Annotated in this window: 20 protein-coding genes; 1 reads left to right on the top strand and 19 read right to left on the bottom strand. The window is 64.8% G+C overall.

The genetic code is table 11. From position 1 onward, the window contains the following. Positions 1–87: 87 nt before the first annotated feature. The gene (larC, locus tag FVW27_RS11590; RefSeq protein WP_341806131.1) at positions 88–1,644 is read right to left on the bottom strand and encodes a nickel pincer cofactor biosynthesis protein LarC; all 1,557 of its coding nucleotides are present in this window, start codon (positions 1,642–1,644) and stop codon (positions 88–90) included. A gap of 200 nt (positions 1,645–1,844) precedes the next feature. Continuing rightward, on the bottom strand, positions 1,845–3,047 hold the full coding sequence (locus tag FVW27_RS11585; RefSeq protein WP_167125308.1) for an aldo/keto reductase: 1,203 nt from the start codon (positions 3,045–3,047) through the stop codon (positions 1,845–1,847). Between the two features lie 320 nt (positions 3,048–3,367). On the opposite strand from FVW27_RS11585, the gene FVW27_RS11580 reads away from it, so the two are divergent. Next, positions 3,368–4,246 (top strand): AraC family transcriptional regulator, encoded by an 879-nt coding sequence (locus FVW27_RS11580; protein WP_167125306.1) that lies wholly within the window; start codon positions 3,368–3,370, stop codon positions 4,244–4,246. A gap of 127 nt (positions 4,247–4,373) precedes the next feature. Here the strand turns inward: FVW27_RS11580 and FVW27_RS11575 are convergent, their stop codons facing one another. The 17 genes from FVW27_RS11575 to FVW27_RS11495 form a co-directional block, all read right to left on the bottom strand. Continuing rightward, the gene (locus tag FVW27_RS11575) at positions 4,374–4,796 is read right to left on the bottom strand and encodes a DUF4079 family protein (protein ID WP_167125304.1); all 423 of its coding nucleotides are present in this window, start codon (positions 4,794–4,796) and stop codon (positions 4,374–4,376) included. Positions 4,797–4,843: 47 nt separating this feature from the next. Beyond that, positions 4,844–5,929 carry a UbiA family prenyltransferase gene (locus FVW27_RS11570; RefSeq protein ID WP_167125302.1) on the bottom strand — a complete coding sequence of 362 codons (1,086 nt, stop codon included), beginning with the start codon at positions 5,927–5,929 and terminating at the stop codon, positions 4,844–4,846. 14 nt (positions 5,930–5,943) lie between these two features. Beyond that, entirely contained in the window at positions 5,944–7,161 is a 1,218-nt protein-coding gene (gene coxB, locus FVW27_RS11565) for a cytochrome c oxidase subunit II (protein WP_167125300.1), read from the bottom strand. Positions 7,162–7,167: 6 nt separating this feature from the next. Next, on the bottom strand, positions 7,168–7,530 hold the full coding sequence (locus tag FVW27_RS11560; RefSeq protein ID WP_167125298.1) for a cytochrome C oxidase subunit IV family protein: 363 nt from the start codon (positions 7,528–7,530) through the stop codon (positions 7,168–7,170). Between the two features lie 10 nt (positions 7,531–7,540). Then, a complete protein-coding gene (locus FVW27_RS11555) occupies positions 7,541–8,137 on the bottom strand; it encodes a cytochrome c oxidase subunit 3 family protein (protein ID WP_167125296.1) in 597 nt (198 codons plus the stop codon). Then, complete coding sequence (gene ctaD, locus FVW27_RS11550; RefSeq protein ID WP_167125294.1) at positions 8,130–9,755, bottom strand: cytochrome c oxidase subunit I; 1,626 nt, start codon at positions 9,753–9,755, stop codon at positions 8,130–8,132. Before ctaD ends, FVW27_RS11555 begins: the two co-directional genes overlap by 8 nt. Before the next feature lie 91 nt (positions 9,756–9,846). After that, positions 9,847–10,857 (bottom strand): SCO family protein, encoded by a 1,011-nt coding sequence (locus FVW27_RS11545; RefSeq protein WP_243838384.1) that lies wholly within the window; start codon positions 10,855–10,857, stop codon positions 9,847–9,849. 256 nt (positions 10,858–11,113) lie between these two features. Beyond that, positions 11,114–11,422 (bottom strand): c-type cytochrome, encoded by a 309-nt coding sequence (locus FVW27_RS11540; RefSeq protein WP_167125292.1) that lies wholly within the window; start codon positions 11,420–11,422, stop codon positions 11,114–11,116. Positions 11,423–11,492: 70 nt separating this feature from the next. Further along, positions 11,493–11,819, bottom strand: coding sequence for a c-type cytochrome (locus FVW27_RS11535; protein ID WP_167125290.1), 327 nt, complete (start codon positions 11,817–11,819; stop codon positions 11,493–11,495). Between the two features lie 257 nt (positions 11,820–12,076). Continuing rightward, on the bottom strand, positions 12,077–13,162 hold the full coding sequence (gene secF, locus FVW27_RS11530) for a protein translocase subunit SecF (RefSeq protein ID WP_167125288.1): 1,086 nt from the start codon (positions 13,160–13,162) through the stop codon (positions 12,077–12,079). Between the two features lie 15 nt (positions 13,163–13,177). Continuing rightward, complete coding sequence (secD, locus tag FVW27_RS11525; RefSeq protein WP_167125286.1) at positions 13,178–14,776, bottom strand: protein translocase subunit SecD; 1,599 nt, start codon at positions 14,774–14,776, stop codon at positions 13,178–13,180. Between the two features lie 125 nt (positions 14,777–14,901). Further along, on the bottom strand, positions 14,902–15,303 hold the full coding sequence (yajC, locus tag FVW27_RS11520; RefSeq protein WP_167125284.1) for a preprotein translocase subunit YajC: 402 nt from the start codon (positions 15,301–15,303) through the stop codon (positions 14,902–14,904). Positions 15,304–15,521: 218 nt separating this feature from the next. Beyond that, on the bottom strand, positions 15,522–17,444 hold the full coding sequence (locus tag FVW27_RS11515) for a cation:proton antiporter (protein WP_167125282.1): 1,923 nt from the start codon (positions 17,442–17,444) through the stop codon (positions 15,522–15,524). A gap of 216 nt (positions 17,445–17,660) precedes the next feature. Next, the gene (locus FVW27_RS11510) at positions 17,661–18,506 is read right to left on the bottom strand and encodes a GltB/FmdC/FwdC-like GXGXG domain-containing protein (RefSeq protein WP_243838383.1); all 846 of its coding nucleotides are present in this window, start codon (positions 18,504–18,506) and stop codon (positions 17,661–17,663) included. After that, the gene (locus FVW27_RS11505; RefSeq protein WP_167125280.1) at positions 18,503–19,612 is read right to left on the bottom strand and encodes a class II glutamine amidotransferase; all 1,110 of its coding nucleotides are present in this window, start codon (positions 19,610–19,612) and stop codon (positions 18,503–18,505) included. Before FVW27_RS11505 ends, FVW27_RS11510 begins: the two co-directional genes overlap by 4 nt. A gap of 354 nt (positions 19,613–19,966) precedes the next feature. Further along, entirely contained in the window at positions 19,967–21,490 is a 1,524-nt protein-coding gene (locus tag FVW27_RS11500; protein WP_167125278.1) for a glutamate synthase-related protein, read from the bottom strand. 357 nt (positions 21,491–21,847) lie between these two features. Then, positions 21,848–22,162 (bottom strand): alpha/beta hydrolase (locus FVW27_RS11495; RefSeq protein ID WP_424991870.1); only part of this gene is annotated, 315 nt, incomplete at its 5' end.

The following is a 22,162-nucleotide window of genomic DNA, read 5'->3' as shown; positions in this document are numbered from 1 at the left end:
GCGAATCTTAACGGATAAGGACAGCAGCGCTATGGCTGGCGATGTTTGACGATGCCAACGGGCGAAAGGACAATTTGGAAACAGCCCCTAGCGGGCCTTGCCGATGGCAAGATACACATCGGCCAGCGGGATGGAATGCTTACGCGCCAGCGCCTTGCAGTCTTCCAGTTCCGGCTTGGCGCGCAGCACCTCGCCGTCCAGCAGGGCCAGCTTCATGGTTACAGGCCCCAGCGGGGTTTCCAGCCGCTCGAAGCGCGTTTCCAGCACCAGCTTGTCGATGGGCACGCTCTTGATGCCCAGCGTGGTGGTGTGCCGGAACAGCAGCCGGGCGAAGCGCTCCTGCTCGTTCTGGGCGCAGAGCAGCGAAACGCAGGTGGCGGGCCGCCCCTTCTTCATCATGATGGGCGTGAAATGCACGTCCATGGCGCCTGCGTCCATCAGTTGCTCCATGGCCACGGCCAGTTGCTCTGCGGTCATGTCGTCGATGTTGCATTGCAGCAGGCGCGCGGGTTCCGTGGGCAGCGGTGCTGCGATTCCGGATGTGGCACCGGATGTGGCGAAAGACGCCGCAGAGGACGCCCCGCCAGCCGCAAGGGCCGCGTGGGTCTCGTCAACCTCGGCCACGTGTACCCGCAGCAGGTTGGGCAATTCGGTATCCCGGTGGCCGATGCCGTAGCCGGTGCGCTGCACGGCCATGCGCGGCGCGGCGGTGAACCGGGTCACCAGCGTGGCCAGAATGGCCGCGCCCGTTGGGGTGGTTGTCTCGTGCGGGGTGGCCCCGCGCGTGGTGGGAATGCCGGACAGAATCTCCGACGTGGCAGGGGCAGGCACGGGCATCAGCCCGTGGGCGCAACGCACGAAGCCGCCGCCCAGTTCCACGGGCGAGGCCCAGGCCGCGTCCACGCCAAGGCGATGGTAACAGATGGCCGCGCCCACGATGTCCACGATGGAATCGGTGGCCCCCACCTCGTGAAAATGCACTTCGTCCACCGGCTTGCCATGCACCTTGGCCTCGGCCTCGGCCAGCTTGCGGAACATGGCCAGACTGGTGCGCTGCACCGGCTCCGGCAGCGTGCTGGCAGTGATGATGGCCTCTATGTCCGGCAGGTTGCGGTGCGGCGGGTGATGGTGGCCGTGGGTGTGCTGGTGCGCGTGTGCATGGCCATGCTCGCGGGCATGCTCGTGGTTATGGTCATGCTCATGGGCATGTTCGTGGTCATGGGCATGATCGTGCGCGGCATGCTGCGCCGCGTCGTGCGGGTGGGCGTGATGATGCCCGTGATGATGATCATGGTGATCTCCATGCTGATGGTCACCATGTTCATGGTGCGCATGGTGATGCCCATGCCCGTGGTCATGATGCTCATGATGATCGAGCTCATGACCATGGGCGTGGAGGTGTTCACCGCTCTGCTCGCAGTCCTGTCCGGCAGCAGGGCCTTCGTGTGCCAGCACCACGTCCACGCGCAGGCCCGCAATGCCCTTGCGCATGCCGGGCGTCACCCGCAGTTCGAACTCGTGGTCCAGCCCCAGCTTCGAAAGTTCGGCCCGCAGGTAGTCGGGCTCCACGCCAAGGGACAGCAGCGCGGCAAGGTGCATGTCGCCGCTCATGCCCGCGAAGCAATCGTAGAACAGTATCTTCACGCCGGGTATCCCTCTGGTTGCGTACGCCATCGCTGCCCGCACGGAACGGGCGGTGAGCACGTGTTGCGCATCGATATCCGGACCTGATGTCTGTCCGGGGTCCATTGCATATCCGCCGAAAGCATATCCGGGGCCGGGGCGGATGGTCCACCCCGGCCTGCCGGGTTCATTCGATCCGGTGAACTCCGTCCTGCTCGCTCTTACGCGGTGCGGCGCAGAAGCTGCCGCCCCGCTTCCTGCAACTGGGCAAAGTCCGGCCCTTCCAGTTCGGCGGCCAGTTCGGCCAGCACTTCCGGAATGGCGATGTTTTGCGGACAGTTTTCCATGCACTGGCCGCAGGCCACGCACTGCGAGGCGTAACCGGGGCCCTCGCTGCCGATCTCGCCGCTCATGCGCAGGGCGTACATGAACTTGCCTTCCTGAATGTTCCCGAACATGTGCATCTTGTTGTAGGTTTCGAAGCACATGGGAATGGAAACACCCATGGGGCACGGCATGCAGTAGCCGCAGCCGGTACAGCGCACCTTCATCAGTTCGCGGTACTTGGCGCTGGCGCGGGCCACCAGTTCCAATTCCCGGGCGGTCATGGATCCGGCCTCTGCGGAACCGGCAATGGCCAGGTTCTCGGTGATGTGGGCTTCCTCGTTCATGCCGGACAATACCAGCGTTACTTCCGGATGGTTCAACACCCAGCGCAGCGCCCATTCCACCGGGGTGCGCCGCACGGGCGACTCGTCCCAGATGGCCTGCACGGCGGGCGGCGCAGTGATCAGCCCCAGGTTGCCGCCACGCAGCGGCTCCATGATGATCACGCCAATCCCCTTGCCCGCGGCGTAACGCAGCCCATCGGTGCCCGCCTGATAGGTCTCGTCCAGGTAGTTGTACTGGATCTGGCAGAACTCCCAGGCGTAAGCGTCGATGATGCGCTTGAAGTCTTCCGCCAGACCATGGAACGAAAACCCGATGTTGGCGATGCGCCCGTCGTCCTTGGCTGTTTCCAGAAATTCCAGCACGCCAAGCCCGTGCACAGTGTCCCACAGGGGACCGTTCAGCGCGTGCACCAGATAGTAGTCGATGCAATCGACGCCAAGGCGTTCAAGCTGCGCGTTCAGGTAGCGGTCCATGTCGGGGCGAGTCTTCAGCAGCCATGAGGGCAGCTTGGTGGCCACTTTCACCTTCTCGCGGTAGCCGTCGCGCAGGGCCTTGCCGAGCACGATTTCGCTTTCGCCGTGGTGGTACGGCCACGCCGTGTCCAGGTAGTTGACTCCGCCATCGATGGCGCTGCGGATCTGGGCAATGGCGCGGGCCTCGTCCACCTTGCCGTCCTGCATGGGCAGGCGCATGCAGCCGAAACCCAGCGCGGACAGCGTGTCACCGTTCTTGGGCATGGTTCTGTACAGCACGTCTCGCTCCTTCAATGCCGGGCGCGGTGCGCCCGTTCACGGTTACACGGCCTTTGCGGTACCCCTCGTCCGTAAGGAATCGTGAGGTGTCGTGCGGAAAGGGCCGCCGCTGCCGCCATCCGGGCCGCGTTCCGCCGGGTGCAACCAGCGAATGCGGGGGATGTTCGATGCTCCGTGAATAAACGGACCATGCCCTGGTGAGAAGGCACATTCCTGCCAATCTCTTGCCTGATCCTGCAACACATAGCAGAAACGCATCAAAGCTGTTACGTTCCCAAAATCGTCGCGCGGCGCAGACCGCACGCCGAACGGGAGACTACATGTCTGAAATAGCAGAACTCATGAGCAGACTGGCCATCAGCGAGGGCAAGACCGAAACCGGCCTGCCCGGAGTTGGGCTGTACAGAACCTCCGGTTCCATCCACCGCACGCCGCTGCTGTACCAGCAGGGGCTGATCATTCTCGGCCAGGGGGCCAAGCTCGTGCACTTTGGCGGGCGAGTCTACCAGTACGATCAGGACCACTACCTGGCCCTCAGCGTGCCCATTGCCGCAGAATGCGAGGCCGTGGCCACGCCGGAAAAGCCGTTGCTGTCCCTGGTCGTGGACATTGACCTTGGCGTGCTCAACGAAATCATAGGTCAGATAGAAGACCGTATCGACTACCGGTCCCTGACGCAAGGGTGCACCCACCAGGGGCTGTTCCTGGCCAAGGCCGATGCGGCGTTCAAGAACACGGTGCAGCGCCTGCTGATGGCGTTGTCCTGCCCGCTGGAAGCGCAGGTACTGGGTCCGGGGCTGGTGCGCGAACTGCTATTCCGGGTGCTGTGCGGAGAAAACGCGGCGGCCCTGCACGCGCTGGCCACCAAGAATACCAACATGTCGCGCATCGAAAAGGCGCTGAAGCAGATCCACGGCAACTTTTCCGAGCCGTTCAACGTGGACCAGTTGGCGGGCTTCGTGAACATGAGCCCGTCCACCTTCCACAGGGCCTTCAAGGACGTCACCGCGTTTTCGCCCATCCAGTACCTGAAACGGGTGCGCCTGAACAAGGCGCGCAGCCTGCTGCGCGAGGATGGCGTGCGCGCCAGCGAGGCGGCCCGCATGGTGGGTTATGAAAGCGTTTCGCAGTTCAGCCGGGAATTTCGCCGTTACTTCGGCATCAGCCCCAGCCACGCGGGCGGGGTGAACGGGGAATGATCCGCCCGCCCACTGCGTCCCCTCCCCCACGCCCCGGCAGGGCTGCCCATGCCACACTAAAAATGCCCGGCGGCGGCAGTGGTTGCCACTGCCGCCGCCGGGCGCAAAGATTCGGAACAATCCCGGGCTACAGCAGATAAACGCGCACCACCATGATGCCGGTCCACAATTGCCACAGGGCCAGCACCACCAGCAGCAGGTTGTTGACGCCATGCACCAGCGGCAACAGCTTGCGGCGTTTCTTCACCACGTCCATGCGCTGGCCGGTGAAGTAGCCCACCGCGCACAGCGGCACCATCAGCAGCCCCACCCAGGCATGCGCGCCGGTAATGAACATGCTTGACCACGCCAGCCGGGCCACGGCCAGCCCCAGCAGCGACCCCGCCGCCCATACGCCAAGGGCCACGGTGCCCCATTTGACGTGCGGCTTCCACGGAAAGACCACCTTGCGCCCCATGTGCGAGGCCTGAAAACGTATCCAGCCGAAATACATGGCGTACAGACCGATGAGCGTGGCGACGAATTGCAGAACGGGGTGAATCCAGACCATGACGGCTCCCGGTGCGAATGTGGAGGAGGGGGGTATGTTTCTTATGCTTAGAATAAAGGCAGCATCCGGTCCAGCAGCAACAGCAGCATCAGCGCTGGCATGGCTGCGTCGGCGGCACGCAGGGCGACGACATCACGCCGGGCCATGCAGGTGAAGGGCAGCGCCTGTACTGTGTCCGCGCCTGCGGTCACACCCGCCGTATCAGGCGCCGCGTCTCCCCCCGCAGTTCCTGCCGTCTGCGCCAACACCGATATCCCCAGCAGTGCCACGCCCAGCAGGACCACCCCGGCACGCACCAGCGGGGCATGCAGCAAGGGAAACACGGGCAGCATCAGCACGGCCACGGCGTAGGCGTGGTACCACACCCGCAACAACCCGGCGTAGCGCGCGGCGGCAAACTGGGCGGGGGGCACGGGCAGCCCGGCCCGTTGGTAGTGGATGCGTTCGCGCTGGGCGCGCAGCCAGAAGTGGGGCACCTGCCACAGCACGTACACCCCGTACAGCAGGATGGCCACGGGGTCACGCGGATCGCCACCCGCCGCCATCCAACCCAGCAGGGGCGGCATGGCGCCCACAAGCGCACCCGGCAGCAAGGCGAACGAGGTCACGCGCTTCAGCGGGGTGTACGCGCCGTTGTAGACCACGGCGATGCCCACGCCCACCAGAAGCAGCAGCCCACCAGACACCGGAGAGCCTGACATCGGCGAACCGGCGCCGGGCACGGCATCGTACGGAAGGTTCCCGGCCATTCCGGGTGCCAGCACCGTGGCCAGTTCTCCGGCAGCATGCAGGCAGCCCAGAGCCGCCGCGAACAGCAGCGCGCCAATGCCGGTAGCCGCCCATGACACCATGCGCCCGGTTGGCAGCGGTCGTACCGCCGTACGGGGCAACAGCGCGTCGGTGTCCCGTTCCTGCACCTGATTCCACGCCGAACAGGCGGCAGCCAGCAGCATGGCCCCGGCCACCACCCAGATGAACGCGAGCGCGGGATTGCCCCCGGCCTGCCCGGCACCACCGATCTTGCGGGCAAAAGGCAGCGGTACGGCCAGCAGAAAGCCGAACGCCGTGGCGGCCCCCACCATCAGGGTAACGTTCAGGCGCAGCAACAGGCGCAGGTCATGCAGGCTGGGCATACGGCTCGTGTGCATCAATGTGCGTGTTCGCCAAGAGACTTGATGTATTCCACCATGCTTCCCAGCTGCTCCGGCGTCAGATGCTCGTACGGCGGCATCATGGGGTCGTACCCCTTCACCGTGCCCAAGGACGGCGCATTGGCGATCTTGGCGCGCAGATACGCCTCGTCGGCGGTGACCTGCTGTTCCTTGCCGTCACGCAGCACGGTTGTGGGCGCGTTCCACAATCCCTTCAGGCTCGGCCCCGCGATGATCGAGCCGTCGGTGGAATGGCACGAAATGCAGCCCTCGGCTTCCATCAGCCGCCTGCCTTCCTCGCGGCCCACCTCGTTGCCGTGCATCAGCCAGGCCAGCATCTGTTCCATGTCCTCGTTCGGCACCATGCCTTCCGTGGACGGCATGATGGGGTCGTAGCCCACCACCACCTCACCGTTGGGGTCGGTGAAGGCGCGGCGCAGATACCCTTCGTCGGCGAACACCTTGCGCTTGCTGCCGTCCGGCAGGGCCACCTCGCGCTCTGCCCCGTACAGGTCCTTGAAGGTGGGGCCGACGCCCGGCGTTCCGTCCAGCGAATGGCACGAAATACAGCCGTGGGTTTCCATCAGCGCCCTGCCCTTTCCACCGGGCGTTTCGGTGCTGGCCAGCCAGGTATCGAAGGCGGCCTTGTCCACCACCTTCACCGTGGTGATCATGTTGGCGTGCTTCAGGCCGCAGTATTCGGCGCACAACAGGTCGTACTCTCCGGGGCGGTCGGCCTTGAACCAGGCATAGGTTTCCATGCCGGGCACGGTGTCCATCTTGATGCGGAAGGCGGGCACGTACAGGCTGTGGATCACGTCCACGCTGGTCATGCGCAGCTTCACCGGGGTGTCCACCGGCACCACCAGCACGCTGTTCCGCTTGCCGCCCGGGTATTCGAACACCCACGACCACATGCGGGCGGTCACCTTCACCTCCATGGCACCCTCGGGCACGGTGCGCAGGGCCTTGTAGCCCTCCCATCCGTAGTAGAACAGCCCCATGACGAGGATGGAAGGAATAAGCGTCCAGGCGATTTCGGCGGGTACGTTGCCGGATATCTGTGCGGGCACGGGATGGCGCGATTCGCGGTAGTGCCACACGAACCACAGCATGGCTGCGGTGATGGCCAGCAACACGAACACCGAGAACCCGAAGATGATGTAGAACGCCAGGTCCACCTGCTGCACGGGCGTCAACGATTGCGGATACATGGGAACCTACCTGTAGGCCACGTCGAAGAAGGTGAACCCGATGGCGATGGCAAGGATGAAGAAGGCCGTGAACACCATCAGCCGAATGACCCTGCCCTCGTAGCGCAGGTGCATGAACCACAGGATGACCAATCCCGCCTTGGTGGTGGCCACGGTCAACGCCACCACCACGTTCAGGAAGCCGAAGTCGAAACTGGTGACGCTCACGGTGATGGCGGTCAGCACCATCAGTGCCGCCCACACCAGCATGTTGGTGCGCACCGGGACGGCGTGGTGCCCTGCGTCATGCCCTGCGTCGTGCACGGCATTGGGTCCTGCATCGGGTCCGGTATCGGGTCCGGTATCGTACTTGATATCGTGTCCGGTCATGCTGCCCCCCTCAGACCACAAGATAGAAAAGCGGAAACAGGTAGATCCACACCAGGTCCACCAGGTGCCAGTACAGGCCGCCGTTTTCCAGGAACACGAAGTGCTCCGGGGTCACCCGGCCCGCGCGCATCAGGCGCCAGCCATACAGCAGCACGGCGCCGCCGATGATCACGTGGATGCCGTGCAGCCCGGTCATCAGGTAGTACAGGTTGAAGAACACCATCTCGCCGGGCGGCAGGGCCAGCAGGCCGGGGCTGTTGGGGTAGATGCCGTGGCCGATCTTGGCGCTCCACTCGAAGAACTTGTTCACCAGGAACACCCCGGCCATGGCCACGGTCAGCAATACCAGCCGTTGCGAAAGCAGCACCTTGCCGCGTTGCAGCGCGCTGATGGCCAGGGCCATGCACAACGAACTGGAAATGAGCACGATGGTGTTGGCCGTGCCGAAGATGCGGCTCAGGTCCTTGCCCGCGGCATGGAATTCCGCCGGGTAACGGTGCAGGTACACGGCATAGAGCAGGAACAGCCCGCCGAACAGCAGCACTTCCGTGAACAGGAACAGCCACATGCCGATCTTGGCGCCTTCGTAGTCGCGGTGCTCATGCATCGGGCTTCACCCCCGTGTAGTCGTAGGGACCATGGGTGACCACGGGTTCGGCCTCGAAATTGTGGTGCGGCGGCGGCGAAGGCACCATCCATTCAAGCGTGGCAGCGCCCCACGGATTGCGGCCCACGGGCTTGCCGTGGCGGATGCCCCGCCAGAGGTTCCAGAACATCAGCAGCAGTCCCGTCGCCAGCACCCACGACCCCATGGTGGAGATGAAGTGCCCCTCGGCATACTTGGGCAGATAGTCGTAGTAACGGCGCGGCATGCCCTGCAACCCGATGATGAACATGGGGAAATACAGGATGTTGAAGCCAACGAAGGCAATCAGGCACGACCAGTTGGCAATGCGCTTGTCGTACATCCTGCCGTAGATCTTGGGGAACCAGTAGTGCATGGCCCCGAACAGCCCGAAGCCGAGCCCCCCGAAGATCACGTAATGGAAGTGCGCCACCACGAAGTAGGTGTCGTGCACATGCACGTCGGTGCCAGCGGAGCCCAGCACGAGGCCGGTCAGGCCACCGATGGAGAACAGGAAGATGAACGCCAGCGCGTACCACAGGGGCGGTTCCACACGGATGGAGCCCTTGTACAGCGTGGACACCCAGTTGAAGACCTTGATGGCCGAGGGAATGGCCACCACGAAGGTCAGGAACGAGAAAACCATCACCGCCGTATCGCTCATGCCGCTGACGAACATGTGGTGCGCCCACACCAGCGACCCTGCGAAGGCAATGGCAAGGCTGGAAAAGGCGATCATCTTGTAGCCGAAAATGGGCTTGCGGGCGAACACCGGCAGGATTTCGGAAATCACGCCCATGGCGGGCAGGATCATGATGTACACGGCCGGGTGCGAGTAAATCCAGAACAGGTGCTGGTACAGGATGGGGTCGCCCCCGCGCGAGGGATCGAACAGCCCCACCCCCAGCACCCGCTCGGCAAAGATGAGCAGCACCGTGATGCCCAGCACCGGCGTGGCCAGCACCTGAATCCACCCGGTGGCGTACAGCGACCAGCAGAACAGCGGCAGGCGCGTCCAGGTCATGCCGGGGGCGCGCAGCCGGTGCAGGGTGGTGATGAAGTTCAGCCCGGTGAGAATGGACGAAAAACCCAGGATGAACACGGCAATGACGGCCACGTCCACGTTGGTGGTGGTCACCGCGCTGAAGGGCACGTAGAAGGTCCAGCCGGTATCGGGAGCGCCCTTGCCGGTGACCAGCGAGACGACGGCCAGCACCGCACCGGTGACGTACAGCCACCACGAAAAGATGTTCAACCGGGGAAAGGACACGTCCTCCGCCCCGATCTGGATGGGCAGGAAGATGTTGCCGAACGCGGCGGGAATGCTGGGAATGACCACCAGGAAGATCATCACCACCCCGTGCAGGGTGAACAGCGCGTTGTAGGTCTGCGGCCCCATGATGGTACGGCCCGGCGCGATGAGTTCCAGCCGGATCAGGAAGCCGAGTGTCAGCCCCACCAGAAACATGGCGACGATGCAGTACAGGTACAGCATGCCGATGCGCTTGTGGTCGGTGCTGAATATCCACGAGGCAATCCCGCCCTTCGTGCCGGGCAGCGGCTGGAAGAAGTTCGGGTGGTCGTGCGCGTCTGCGCTCATGCGATGGTCTCCTGTGTCTGGTACGGGCAGTGAACCGGGAAAAGGACGGATAACGGAAACGATGGCGGGCGCGAGAAGACGAAATGACGGCCTAGGCCTGGGGAGCCCCCGGCTTCGGCGGGTCTGACGGGGGCGAGCCGTCCGGGTGAGTTCCATCAGGCGGCGTGCCTGACGGGGGAGTGTCAGAAGGCGGCGAACTTTCCGGGCCCTTGCGTTCCTTCCTGCGCGGGCCGCCCCGAACCAGCACGAACAGCAGCACCGCGGCGCCGAACAGGATGATGGCCCCGGCTATGCGCATGAAATCGAACACGTAGCGCCGCCCTTCCGGGTCGTAGGTGAAGCAGTACGACAGCACTCGCTTTACCGACAGGCCAATGGTGCCGTGCGAGGCTTCCGTGACGGCCATGGTCAGGTCGAAGGGCATGAAGTTCTGGCCGTACAGGTAGCGCACCACCTTGCCCCCCGGCGCGGTGACCACCAGCACCACGGGATGGATGAAGTCGCGCCCCTGCCGGGTGAACCGGAAGCCGATGGCCTCCATGAACCTGTTGATGGACGCAAGGTCGCCGGACAGGAAACGCCAGCCGTCTTCCGGGTAGGCAAAATTCATGGCCGCGAAATAGTTCTGCTTCTTGCGGGTGGCCAGTTGCGGGGTGTCCGTTTCGTCAAAACTCACGGACAGCACGCGGTACTCCTTGCCCGCCTGCAGCGACATTTGCGGCAGGACCCGCGCCAGCGAGCTTTGCAGCATGTTGCACACGGTGGGACAGGAATAATAGATGGGCGCGATGATCACCGGCACGTCCATCAGGGTGCGCGGGTCGATGGGCTTGCCCGACTCGTCGCGCAGCAGGATGCCCTCGGGGATGATCTCGCCGAGGCGTTCGTCCACCCCCGCAAGGGGGGTCTGTGCGGACGGGTCTGTCGCCGTAGCCTGGCCGGGCTGGCCCAGCTTGCCCGTGGTGGGCGGCGGCACCGGGTGCACGTGCTCCGCCGGGGGCTGGCCGGTATCGGCTGCGCCGTGGCCCTGATGGGGGGCGTCACCGCCAGGGGTACTTGCCGTAGCGGACGGCATGGCATGCCCTGCATGGTCGGCGGGCATGGCGCCGACATCATGTCCCGCATGGGCATCGTGCCCGGCATGGGCTGTGCCGCCCCCGCCATCCGTGACGGAAGGCGCATCATCGGCGGCGGCAAGCAGGGCCGGTGGCAGAACGGGGGACGGAACGGCAGTGGAAACCGCCGCCCGTCCCTCCGTGGCGGACACAACGGACAAACCAATCAACAAGGCCGTGGCGACGAACGCGCGTACACCGGCAACCGTCGCGGAGTGAAAGCGTACGCGCATCGCCATGCACCTACAGCTTGGACATGTAGTCGGCCATGGCCTTCATTTCCTCGTCGGAATAGCGCTTGACGAGGTTAGTCATGACGGCCTTCTTCTCGCCGCCGTAACTGCCATCGGCATAACCCTTCAGCTTCTTGAACAGTTCGTCGGCCTTCTGGCCCTTCACGGCATGGCCCACGCCCATGGCCTGCTTGGAGCCGTCGGCCCCGTGGCAACCCACGCACGACTTGTACAGGGCGGCGCCGTCGGCGGCCATGGCGGCGGAAATGCCAAAGGCAAGGGCGGCACAGATGCTCATGACCACAAGAATGCGTTTCATGCGAATTCTCCTGTTCTGGTGAAGCCTGGTTTCACCGGATCATCGCGCGGAGCACTCCGCGTTGACCGGTCTAGAAGGAGGCCATGTGCGCGGCCAAAGCACGCATGTCCTCGTCCGAAAGTTTTTTGGCGATGCCCGCCATGACGGCCTTTTTCGAACCGCCATAGCTGCCATCCGCATAGCCCTTGAGCTTGCCGTACAGGGCGTCTGCGGTCTGGCCCTTCAGGGGGCGGGCCGCCCCCAGGGCAGCCTTGCCGCCGTCCTCGCCGTGGCAGCCCGCGCACTGGGCATACAACCCCGCGCCATCGGCGGCCAGGGCGGCGTTGGGGGCCGTCGGAATCCAACCCGTACAGGCCAGCAACGCGCCCAGAACCGTACCTACCACGATTGCCTTCATGTCACCTCCACGGGGCAAAAACGATTCCAAGTACCTGTAGGATAACGCCTGATGGCAAAAAAAAGCAACCGCCTTCGCGCATTGGCCGCCCCCCCCCCCCGCGCCACGGCTTTGCCCCTTTCGCGGCATATGCCGCAACCCTTGCGCAATCCTTACGCGGTTCTTACGCAATCGGCGGCTATTGAGGATGATAACATGAAAAACGGGCGGCACTCGCGCACCGCCCGTCCATTTCAGTCCATGCCGGAACAGACCGTCTACACGGCCCCTTCCTGTCCGACGCGCGGCGCGGGTTCCTTTTCCTCCTCGGGCATGCCGAAGTGCAGCAGCACCGGGCTTGCCACGAAAATGGACGACAGGATGCCCACGAACACGCCCACCAGCATGGTCAGCGCAAAGTCGTGGATGACCCCGCCGCCCAGCACGAACAGCGCCAGGATGACCAACAGCGTGGTGCCGCCCGTCAGGATGGTGCGGCTGAGCGTCTGGTTGATGCTGGTGTTGATGATCTGCGCATAGGTCCATTCCTTGCGGTGGGTGCGCAGCGTTTCGCGGATGCGGTCGTAGACGATGATGGTGTCGTTCAGCGAGTAGCCCACCAGGGTCAGGATGGCCGCCACGATGTTCAGGTCCACTTCCTTGTTCAGCAGGGACAGCACGCCCAGGGTGATCAGCACGTCATGCACCAGGGCCACGATGGCCCCAAGGGCGAAGTTGAGCCGCAGCTTCCAGCACAGCACCATGGTGAGCACCAGCGAAAACGGCACCAGCCACAGCTTGGGCACGCCGATGAGACCCAGCAGGTACATGCCGCCCGCCAGGGTGCCGGCCATGACGGCGGACGCCATCCAGCGGCGCTCGAACCGACCGGAGATGTAGATGGCGATGAGCAGCACCGCGTAGTACAGCGCCTCCACCGCCTTGCTCTTAAGGTCGGCGCCCACCTTGGGGCCAACCATTTCCAGCCGCTGCACCACGAACGTGGCGTCCTTGATGTTGGCGGTCAGCGCCTCGGTGACGGCCGCGCGAAGAACCTCCGCCGACTCGTCGGTATGCGACATGCGGATGAGGTACTCGGTTTCGCCCTCGCCGAAGCGCTGCACGGCAAGGCCGGGCAGGCTGGCGCCCGAAAGGCTCTTCTTCAGGGTGTCGTCGGCCACGGGCCGGTCGAACTTGACCTGCACGATGGCCCCGCCCGCGAAGTCGATGCCGTAGGTCAGCCCGCCCTTGAAGACGATGGAGAGCAGCCCCACGAGGATGAGCGCGATGGAAATCACATACGCCTTGTGGCGCATGCCCACGAAATCGACATTGGTATCATGCCGGATGAACGAGAAACCCATTGTGGCTCTCCTCCGCTATATGCTGAGGCGTTTGTCGCCCGAACCGCCCTTCCAGGCCTGGAAGACCACGCGCGAGACGAAGATGGCGGTGAACATGGACGCGATGATGCCCAGCGACAGCGTGACGGCAAAGCCGCGCACCGGGCCGGTGCCGAACTGGTACAGAATGGCCGCCGCGATGATGGTGGTCAGGTTCGAGTCGGTGATGGCCAGCGTGGCGCGGTCGAAGCCCTCGTTGATGGCCGAAAGCACCGTGTGCCCCTTGCGCAGTTCCTCGCGGATGCGCTCGTAGATCAGCACGTTGGCGTCCACGGCCATGCCAAGGGTCAGCACTATGCCCGCAAGGCCCGGCAAGGTAAGGGTGGCGCCAAAAGCCGCCATGCCCGCCAGGATGAGCAGCACGGTGAAGCACAGCATGACGTTGGCGATGAGGCCGGACATGCCGTAGTACACCACCATGAAGAGCATTACCACGACGCCGCCGACAACGGCGGCCATGATGCCCTTGTCGATGGATTCCTGGCCCAGCGAAGGGCCGACGGTGCGTTCCTCGAGCACGCTCACCGGCGCAGGCAGCGAACCCGCGCGCAGCACGATGGCCAGGTCCTGCGCCTCCGCCGTGGAGAACTTGCCGGTGATGCTGGCGCGACCGCCGCCGATCTTTTCCTGGATGACCGGCGCGGAGTAGACCTTGCCGTCCAGCACGATGGCCAGGCGCTTGCGCACGTTTTCCTGGGTGATGCGTTCGAACATGGCCGCGCCGCGGCTGTTGAAGGTCAGCATCACGTAGGCCTGGTTGAAATTGTCGAAGCCGGGGCGCGCATCGGCCACATATTCGCCGGTAAGCACGGCTTCCTTGTCCACCACCACGGGGGTTTCGGCCTGACTGCCGTCAGCCCCGCGCCGGATCATGGGCCGCACCTCGGTGCCGGGCGGCAGGATGCCGCGGGCGGCCTTTTCCGCGTCCACGTCATCGCGCACGATGTGGAATTCCAGGTGGGCCGTCTGGCCGATGATCTGGATGGCGCGCTGGGTGTCGTGCAGGCCGGGCAACTGGATCTGGATGCGGTTGTCCTGCTGCTTGCGAATGTCCGGTTCGGCCACGCCGAACTGGTCGATGCGGTTGCGGATGGTCTTGACCGCCTGCTCCAGCGCCATATCGCTGATGGTCTTGCGATATTCCGGCTTCATGGTGGCCACGTAGCGCAACTGCCCGTCATCGGTGGTCTGCGGCGCGGCAACGCTGAGCTGCGGGAACTGCTTGGCCAGCAGTTCGCCCAGCACCTCGCGCTGCTCGGCCTTGGCCAGCACGAACTCTATGCGGTCGCCGGGCAGCACGCGGGGGCGCAGCACGAAGGCGTCCTTGTCGCGCGCCATGGTGCGGATGTCCTGGCCCATCTGGGTCAGCGAGTTTTCCACGGCCTTGTCCACGTCGACGCCGAGCGTCAGGTGGATGCCGCCCATGAGGTCAAGCCCGAGGCTGATGGTGCTGTCGGGCAGAAAACGGCCCAACGGCGAAGACTTGATGCCCGGCAGGCTCGGCAGCACGTAGGCCGCGCCGAACAGCAGCACGGCCAGCACCACGGCGAGTCTCCAGCGGAAACCCTCTTTCATTGCGACTCCTGGAGTTGCGGTATGTCACGCGGGTGCGGCGCGCGGCCGCATTCACGGCAAAAAGGCAAGCAGGCGCCAGCCAGGATGACGGCGCGCGTGCTTGCCCCATGCCGAGGGAGACAGGGCTACTTCTGCCCGTCCTTCCCTTCTTCCTTCTTGTCCGCGTCCTTGGCAGCCTTCTTGTCGGCAGGCTTCCTTTCTTCCTTCTTCGCCTTGGGGTCGATGACCGCGCTGACGAAGGAACGGCCCACGCGGATCTTGGTTTCGCCAAGGTCGAGCACCAGCACGTCGTCCTGCACTTCGAACACGCGGGCGTAGATGCCGCCGGCGGTCACCACGTTGTCGCCCTTCTTGATGGACTCCAGCATGGCCTTGTGTTCCTTGGCCTTCTTCTGCTGGGGACGAATCAGGAGAAAGTAGAAAATGGCGAACATGAGAATCAGCGGCACGAAAGACGCGATGGGGTTGGCCCCGCCGCCCGCCGACTGACCCGCGCCCATGGCGTACGCCACGTTGGTCCAGAGCATGATGCCTCCTTGAAGGTTACGCCCCCGCTGGGAGGGCGTTATGGTCGCAAAACGTGACTTACCTACCTGCCGTGGCCTTTTTTTTCAACGCTTTTCTGGCCGCCGGACCGCGTGGCCGGTGCGGCGCGCGCGCCGGAAGGCAGACGGCGACAGGCATGCCCTGCCTGGCAGAAGCTGGCTGCGAAAATGCACCAGCCTTCCGGATGGCACGTAAGGTATCAGCAGAAGTCGTGGCGGATGCGCCTGCGCTCGGCCTCCACCTGCTCGTCGGTGGCGCCCAGTTCGCGCAGAAGGAAGGTGGACAGCGACAGGGCCACCGCCCCCTCGCCGGAAAAGACCACCTCGGCCCCGCCCGCGCGCAGGGCCTCTGCCTCGCGCAGGTAGGTGGTGTGGATGAGGATGCGCACATTGGGGTTCACCGCCCGGGCCACCTCGATGATGTCGCGTGCGGGGGCCGTCACCGTGGAGATGATCAGCGCCTCCGCCTCTTCCAGGCCCGCATGGCGCAGTATCTCGGCCTGGGTGGCGTCGCCGTGCACGGCGTGCAGGGGCCGCAGGGGGTGTTCGACATGGCCCCCCTGATCGGCCGAGCCGTCGATACAGCCGGAATCGTCACCGCTGGCAGCGTCGGTGCCCGCTTTGCCAGCCGCGCCCGCCATGCTGCCCGCGCCCGCCATGCTGCCCGGACCCGCCATGTTGTCCGGACCCGCCATGTTGCCCGGGCCCTCGGCCTGCGCTTTCAGGGGGGCCGCCTCAAGCACGGCCTGCTCATGCAGTTCGCGCACGGTGTCGATGTTCATCTCCACCACCGCCACGTCCATGTCGTTGTCGCGCAGGATGCGGGCGATGGCCCGCCCCACCGGGCCGTAGCCGATCAGCACCACGCGGTGCGCATCATCGACCGGACCCGGCACGGGACCATCCCCGGCAGCCGGACGCGCCACGCCAATGCCCCGACGCGCCAGTGCCTTCATCAGGGGATCGATCCCCTTGTACAACATGGGGTTGAGGGTGATGGACACCACCGCTGCCACCACAAGGGCGTTGCCCGCCTCTGGCGGCAGCACGCCCAGCGCCGTGCCCAGCGAGGCGAGAATGAACGAAAACTCGCCGATCTGGGCCAGTGCCACGGCCACGGAAACGGCCTTGCGCAGGGGGTGCCCCAGCACCAGCACCACCAGCAGCGCGGCCAGCGGCTTGCCCAGCAGCACGATGGCCAGGGTGACCAGCATCAGCGGCCAGCCGGTGGCCAGCGAGGCGGGGTCGAACAGCATGCCAACGGACACGAAGAACAGCACCGCAAAGGCATCGCGCATGGGCAGCGCCTCTGCCGCCGCGCGGGCACTGAACTCGGACTGCCCCACAACCATGCCCGCAAGAAAGGCCCCCAACGCCATGGACGCGCCGAAGAACTCCGCCGCCCCCACGGCAATGCCCAGTGCCAGCACCAGCACGGCCAGGGTGAACAGGTCGCGCGTGCCGGTACGGGCCACGTAGGACAGCAGCAGCGGAATCACCCGCTGGCCGGCCACCAGGGTGAACACCACCAGGGCGCCCAGTTTCAGGGTGGTGGTGCCCAGCGTGCCCCACACCGATACAGGAGCGCCAGACGCTGAAGCGGGCGGAAACAACGCGGGCAGCAGCACCAGCACAAGGATGGTGAACAGGTCCTCCACCACCAGCCAGCCGATGGCCACATGGCCCACGGGGGTGTGCATGGCCCGGTTGTCGGCCAGCACGCGGGTAAGCACCACGGTGCTGGCCACGGAAATGGCCATGCCGAACACGGCCCCCGCCGTCCACGACCAGCCGAAGAAATGCGTGGCCAGCATGCCCAGCACGGTGGCAGCGGCTATCTGCACGATGGCCCCCGGCACGGCCACGGAGCGCACGGCCATCAGATCCTTGAGATGAAAATGCAGCCCCACCCCGAACATCAGCAGAATGACGCCCAACTCGGCGAACTGGGTGGCCGTGTCCGCATCGGCCACGAAACCCGGCGAATACGGCCCCACCACCATGCCCGCCAGCAGGTAGCCCACGATGGGCGACAGGCGCAGTTTCTGGGTGATGAAACCAAGGGCAAGCGCGGCGGTAAGGCCGCCCGCCAGGGTCAGGATGAGATCGATGTTGTGAGGCATGCAGGGCTCCGGTCGGGGTGAAGGCGCGGCGCGCGGGGCGGCACCGGAAACGCGGAAATGCGGACCAATGTGATAATATGCGTACTCCGGGCATGTCGTGCAACCCCCGACATGCCCGAAATGACGAAGCGCAACATGAAAGGCCCCGGAACATTCATGCTCCGGGGCCTTCACGCATTCCGTCATGTCGCCATTCCGGCGGGTTGACGATGCGGGCTAATTGGTCCCCACGTACATGTTGCCGTAGGGGCGGTGCGAAAAGGGACGGATCTTCACGAACGGCTCGGACAGGATGGCCACGGCCAGCGCCTCGGCATCGGCGGGTTCCGTGCCATCGGCCCCGAACTCGCCCGCGAATTCTGCCGCAAAGTCGGCAATATGCCCGCGCAGGAACTCCAGGTCCGCCTCGTCCAGCGGTTCCATGGAAAGGCCCGGTCCAAGCTGGTATTCCGGCACCCGACCGCGCAGATAGATGACCCCGCCGTGCATGCCGGTGCCCAGATTGCGCCCGGTGATGGGCGCATCGGCCATGCCGGAATGCATGCCCAACAAAATGATGGCCCCGCCCGCCATGTATTCGCCCAGAAAGTCGCCCGCCTTGCCGCCCACCACGATCACCGGCACGCGGTCCATGTAGGCCTTCATGTGGATGCCCACGCGGTAGCCCACGTCGCCGCGCACCAGGATGCGCCCGTCGCGCATGGCGTAGCCCAGCACGTCGCCCGCCATGCCGTGGATGACGATGCGCCCGCCGTCCATGGTGTTGCCCACGCCGTCCTGCGCGTTGCCGTGCACATGGATGGTGGGGCCGCGCATGAACGCGCCCAGGTCCTGCCCCGGCACGCCGCGCACGGTGAAGCGCACGTCTCCCTCCACGGCGGTGGCGATGTAGCGCTGCCCGCGCACCTGCACCACCTCGATGTCGGTGACGCCGTGCTCCATCGCGGCGCGGATGTGTTCATTGAGCTGGCGGTAGTAGACGCCGGTGGCGTCGATGACGCACCGCTCGCCCTCGCGCTGCACGCAGAAGCCCTTATCGTCGCACATCACATCGGCGCTCATGCTGCACCCCCCTGCGGCAGGTAATCAACAATCACGGGCTGGCCCGCCTTGGGCGCCCAGACCCGGTCAAGGTCGCGGCACACTTCGCGGATGGAGCTTTCCTCGCTGGACATGAACACCCGGTCGCCCTGTTCGGCCACCACCAGCGGGCGCAGCTTGACCCGGTCGTTGAGGCCCATCATGCCGTTGGAATCCGTCACCAGAATGGCGAACGGACCGTTGAGCAGGGCCGGGCCGTAGACCATGCGCAGGGCCTTGAAGGCCTCTCGCTCGGCCTCGGGCATGCGGTCCACCTCGTCCCAGAACGGCGGCGCGAACACCCAACTGGCCTCGCGCTTGGTCAGGCCGTGCTTGCGGATCAAAAGATCGATCAGATAGGCCACCACCTCGGTGTCGGTCATCAGGGTGCACTCGTAGCCGTGCTGGCACAGGTAGCGCTTGTTGATGCCGTAGGACGAGATTTCGCCGTTGTGCACGATGGCCCAGTCCAGCAACGTGAACGGATGCGCCCCGCCCCACCAGCCGGGCGTGTTGGTGGGAAAGCGGTTGTGCCCGGTCCACATGTGGGCATGGTATTCGTCCAGCCGGAAGAAATCGGCTATGTCCTCCGGAAAGCCCACGCCCTTGAAGGCGCCCATGTCCTTGCCGCTGGAAAACACGAACACGCCGGGCACCTTGGTGTTGATGTGCATCACCGTGCCCACCATGTAGTCGGCCTCGTCCCCGGTGGCCCATGCAGGCCGGTTGGACTTGGGCGTGACAAAGAAGCGCCAGACCACGGGCGGGTTCTTCACGCTGGCCACCTTACGGGTGGGGATGGGCTCGGAATGGCGGATGTCGTGGAACTGCTTGATGACGCCCTCGGCCCGTTCCAACGCGTCGCGGTCGTCGCACATCAGGTGGAAGGCGTACCAGTCCGCCCGGTCAGGATAGATGCCGTAGGCCGCAAAGCCGCCGCCAAGGCCGTTGCCCCGGTCGTGCATGGTGCACATGGCCGCGATGGGTTCCGACCCCGGTATGAGCCGCCGCGCCCGGTCGATGACGCCGAACACGCCGCAGCCGGAAATATCCTTATCGAAATGCCAGAAATCGCGTGGAGCCTGCATGGCCTTTCTCCGTGGTGTCCGACCTGGCGGGAGCAATCCCGCATAGCCGGTGCGTGCATATTCCATCGTGCTGACGGGTTACGCCAACTTGAAGTTTTTCTTTAACTCTTCTTTTCCATCGGTCCCGGCACACCCCCGGCGGCGGGTAGCGCTGAGGCGCCAGCACTCTGTCTTTACCCGCCCGGAGCTACCGAAACCTGTGCGCAGTTGCGGTCAGGAAAGGGCCAGAGCGTGCGGCAAGGGCAAGGAAAACCGTTTTTTTTGCGGAGGGAGTGTACTCTTGCTGTACTCGACCGGAGCAAAAAAACGGTTTGACGCCACCATTGCCCACGAAATGGTCGTTTCCGACCGCAACTACAGACCGGCGTGCTTGATGCCCAGGACATTCAGCTCCACCTCGTTCAGCCCCACGCCCCGCAGCTTGTCGCGGTTGCCGCGCAGGCTTTCGATGGAGTTCAGCCCCATGCCGCCCAGCATTTCCTGAATCTCGTGGCCCCAGGCGCGGACCAGATTGGTCATGCGCTGCGCGGCCACGTCCGGGTTCTGGCGCTTCTTGAGCTGCGCGGCATTGGTGGCGATACCCCATGGGCACTTGCCGGTGTAGCAACGTCCACACAGGGTGCAGCCCACGGCCACCAGTGCGGCGGTGCCGATGTACACGGCGTCGGCCCCCAGGGCGATGGCTTTCACCACGTCGGCACTGCACCGCACGCCCCCGGCCACCACCAGCGAGGCATGGTTGCGGATGCCTTCGTCGCGCAGGCGGTTATCCACCGAGGCAAGGGCCAGTTCGATGGGAATGCCCACGTTGTCGCGGATCATGGTGGGGGCAGCGCCCGTGCCGCCCCGGAACCCGTCGATGACCACGATATCCGCCCCGGCGCGCACGATGCCGGAGGCGATGGCCGGGGCGTTGTGCACGGCGGCGATCTTCACGGCAACGGGCACCCGGTAGCGGGTGGATTCCTTGATGGCGTAGATGAGCTGGAGCAGGTCTTCTATGGAATAGATGTCGTGGTGCGGCGCGGGCGAAATGGCGTCGGAGCCTTGCGGCACCATGCGGGTGCGCGAGACTTCCTCATCGATCTTCTCGCCCGGCAGGTGCCCGCCTATGCCCGGCTTGGCGCCCTGCCCCACCTTGATTTCCACGGCGGCCCCGGCGTTCAGGTAGTCCTTGTGCACGCCGAACCGGCCGGATGCCACCTGCACGATGGTGTTGGCCCCGTACTGGTACAGGTCCGGGTGCAGGCCCCCTTCGCCGGTGTTGTAACAGATGCCGAGCTGCGTGGCGGCGCGGGCCATGGCCACGTGCAGGTTGAAGTTGATGGCACCGAACGACATGGCCGCGAACATGATGGGGTATTCCAGCTGCAGTTGCGGCGGCAGGGGCTGCTTCAGGCGCGGACCTTCCGGGGTGTGGATGAAGTCCACGGCGTCGGGCTTGGCACCCAGAAAGGTGCGCAATTCCATGGGCTCGCGCAGCGGGTCGATGGAGGGGTTGGTCACCTGGCTGGCGTCCAGCAGCATGTTGTCCCAGTAGATGGGCTTGGGCTGCGGATTGCCCATGCCGGACAACAGCACCCCGCCCGTGTCGGCCTGCTTGAAGATGTGCTTGATGTACGTGGACGTCCACAGCGAGTTGTCGCGGAAATCCGAGGGCTTCTTGCGGATGGTCAGGCAACTGGTGGGGCACATGGCCGCGCAGCGGTGGCAGCCCACGCAGCGGGCGCTGTCATGCACCACGAACTGGCGCGCCTCGTCCCAGAAATGAGCCTCGTACGAACACTGGCGCACGCAGACTTCACAGTTGATGCACCGGGCTCGCTCACGCTCGATGACGAAGTCATTGAAATGCTGACTGATGGGCTTCACATGCACGCTGGTAACCTCGGCTTGGCGAACCTGTGGGAATACTGCCGGGAACGGCGGACCGGTTCGCCCCCTGCATAGCATGCTTCCGTGTGCGTGTCCGGTGTGTCCGGTGGAAATCGGAACAAACCACAGCATGCCTCATGCGGCAAAGGGCCGGGGAAGCGGCAGCGCAATCCCCGCGGAGCGTCCGGCATGATCAGAATTTAACGTTTCCGTGCAAAATCGTCAATCCCGCCACCTTTCCTGGTCAGGATTGACCAACCACACAGCTGAAACAGTGCAATTGTTGCAGAATATTAGCTTGTGAAATTATGCCTTTTGTAAAAAACGGAAAAAAATGCGAAAAATAACATTTTTGTACCATCAAAATAACCCACGCACAAAGTCGCGCACCGCCCCGCTCACCCGGTCGCGGCACTCCATATGGGTGGTGATGACATGGTGCCCGGCGCGCCGGTCCACGATGTCGAACAGCTTCAGGGTCACGTCGGGCGAGGCCACGTGGGCGGCAATGTGCAGGGCATTGGAGTAGTGCACGGTGGCATCGCCCCGGGCCTGCATGACCAGCAGCGGGGCCGTCACCCGGCCCAGCCCCCTGCGCACGCCGGCGGCCCCCACGATAAGGCTGTGCAACTGCGGCAGGGCCGTGGCCTCTTCGTAGCCGCGCCACGGGGCCAC

The sequence above is a fragment of the Nitratidesulfovibrio liaohensis genome, from assembly GCF_011682075.1.
In the GTDB taxonomy this organism is placed as follows: Bacteria; Desulfobacterota; Desulfovibrionia; order Desulfovibrionales; family Desulfovibrionaceae; genus Cupidesulfovibrio; species Cupidesulfovibrio liaohensis.
This window is presented reverse-complemented; position numbering and strand designations above follow the sequence as displayed.

What these genes read in the sequence shown, in the direction of transcription:
- FVW27_RS11580 (WP_167125306.1), top strand. Translation starts at nt 3,368, where the DNA reads ATGTCTGAAATAGCAGAACTCATGAGCAGACTGGCCATCAGCGAGGGC.
- FVW27_RS11575 (WP_167125304.1), bottom strand. Translation starts at nt 4,796, where the DNA reads ATGGTCTGGATTCACCCCGTTCTGCAATTCGTCGCCACGCTCATCGGT.
- FVW27_RS11570 (WP_167125302.1), bottom strand. Translation starts at nt 5,929, where the DNA reads ATGCCCAGCCTGCATGACCTGCGCCTGTTGCTGCGCCTGAACGTTACC.
- coxB (WP_167125300.1), bottom strand. Translation starts at nt 7,161, where the DNA reads ATGTATCCGCAATCGTTGACGCCCGTGCAGCAGGTGGACCTGGCGTTC.
- FVW27_RS11560 (WP_167125298.1), bottom strand. Translation starts at nt 7,530, where the DNA reads ATGACCGGACACGATATCAAGTACGATACCGGACCCGATACCGGACCC.
- FVW27_RS11555 (WP_167125296.1), bottom strand. Translation starts at nt 8,137, where the DNA reads ATGCATGAGCACCGCGACTACGAAGGCGCCAAGATCGGCATGTGGCTG.
- ctaD (WP_167125294.1), bottom strand. Translation starts at nt 9,755, where the DNA reads ATGAGCGCAGACGCGCACGACCACCCGAACTTCTTCCAGCCGCTGCCC.
- FVW27_RS11545 (WP_243838384.1), bottom strand. Translation starts at nt 10,857, where the DNA reads ATGCCCGCCGACCATGCAGGGCATGCCATGCCGTCCGCTACGGCAAGT.
- FVW27_RS11540 (WP_167125292.1), bottom strand. Translation starts at nt 11,422, where the DNA reads ATGAAACGCATTCTTGTGGTCATGAGCATCTGTGCCGCCCTTGCCTTT.
- FVW27_RS11535 (WP_167125290.1), bottom strand. Translation starts at nt 11,819, where the DNA reads ATGAAGGCAATCGTGGTAGGTACGGTTCTGGGCGCGTTGCTGGCCTGT.
- secF (WP_167125288.1), bottom strand. Translation starts at nt 13,162, where the DNA reads ATGGGTTTCTCGTTCATCCGGCATGATACCAATGTCGATTTCGTGGGC.
- secD (WP_167125286.1), bottom strand. Translation starts at nt 14,776, where the DNA reads ATGAAAGAGGGTTTCCGCTGGAGACTCGCCGTGGTGCTGGCCGTGCTG.
- yajC (WP_167125284.1), bottom strand. Translation starts at nt 15,303, where the DNA reads ATGCTCTGGACCAACGTGGCGTACGCCATGGGCGCGGGTCAGTCGGCG.
- FVW27_RS11515 (WP_167125282.1), bottom strand. Translation starts at nt 17,444, where the DNA reads ATGCCTCACAACATCGATCTCATCCTGACCCTGGCGGGCGGCCTTACC.
- FVW27_RS11510 (WP_243838383.1), bottom strand. Translation starts at nt 18,506, where the DNA reads ATGAGCGCCGATGTGATGTGCGACGATAAGGGCTTCTGCGTGCAGCGC.
- FVW27_RS11505 (WP_167125280.1), bottom strand. Translation starts at nt 19,612, where the DNA reads ATGCAGGCTCCACGCGATTTCTGGCATTTCGATAAGGATATTTCCGGC.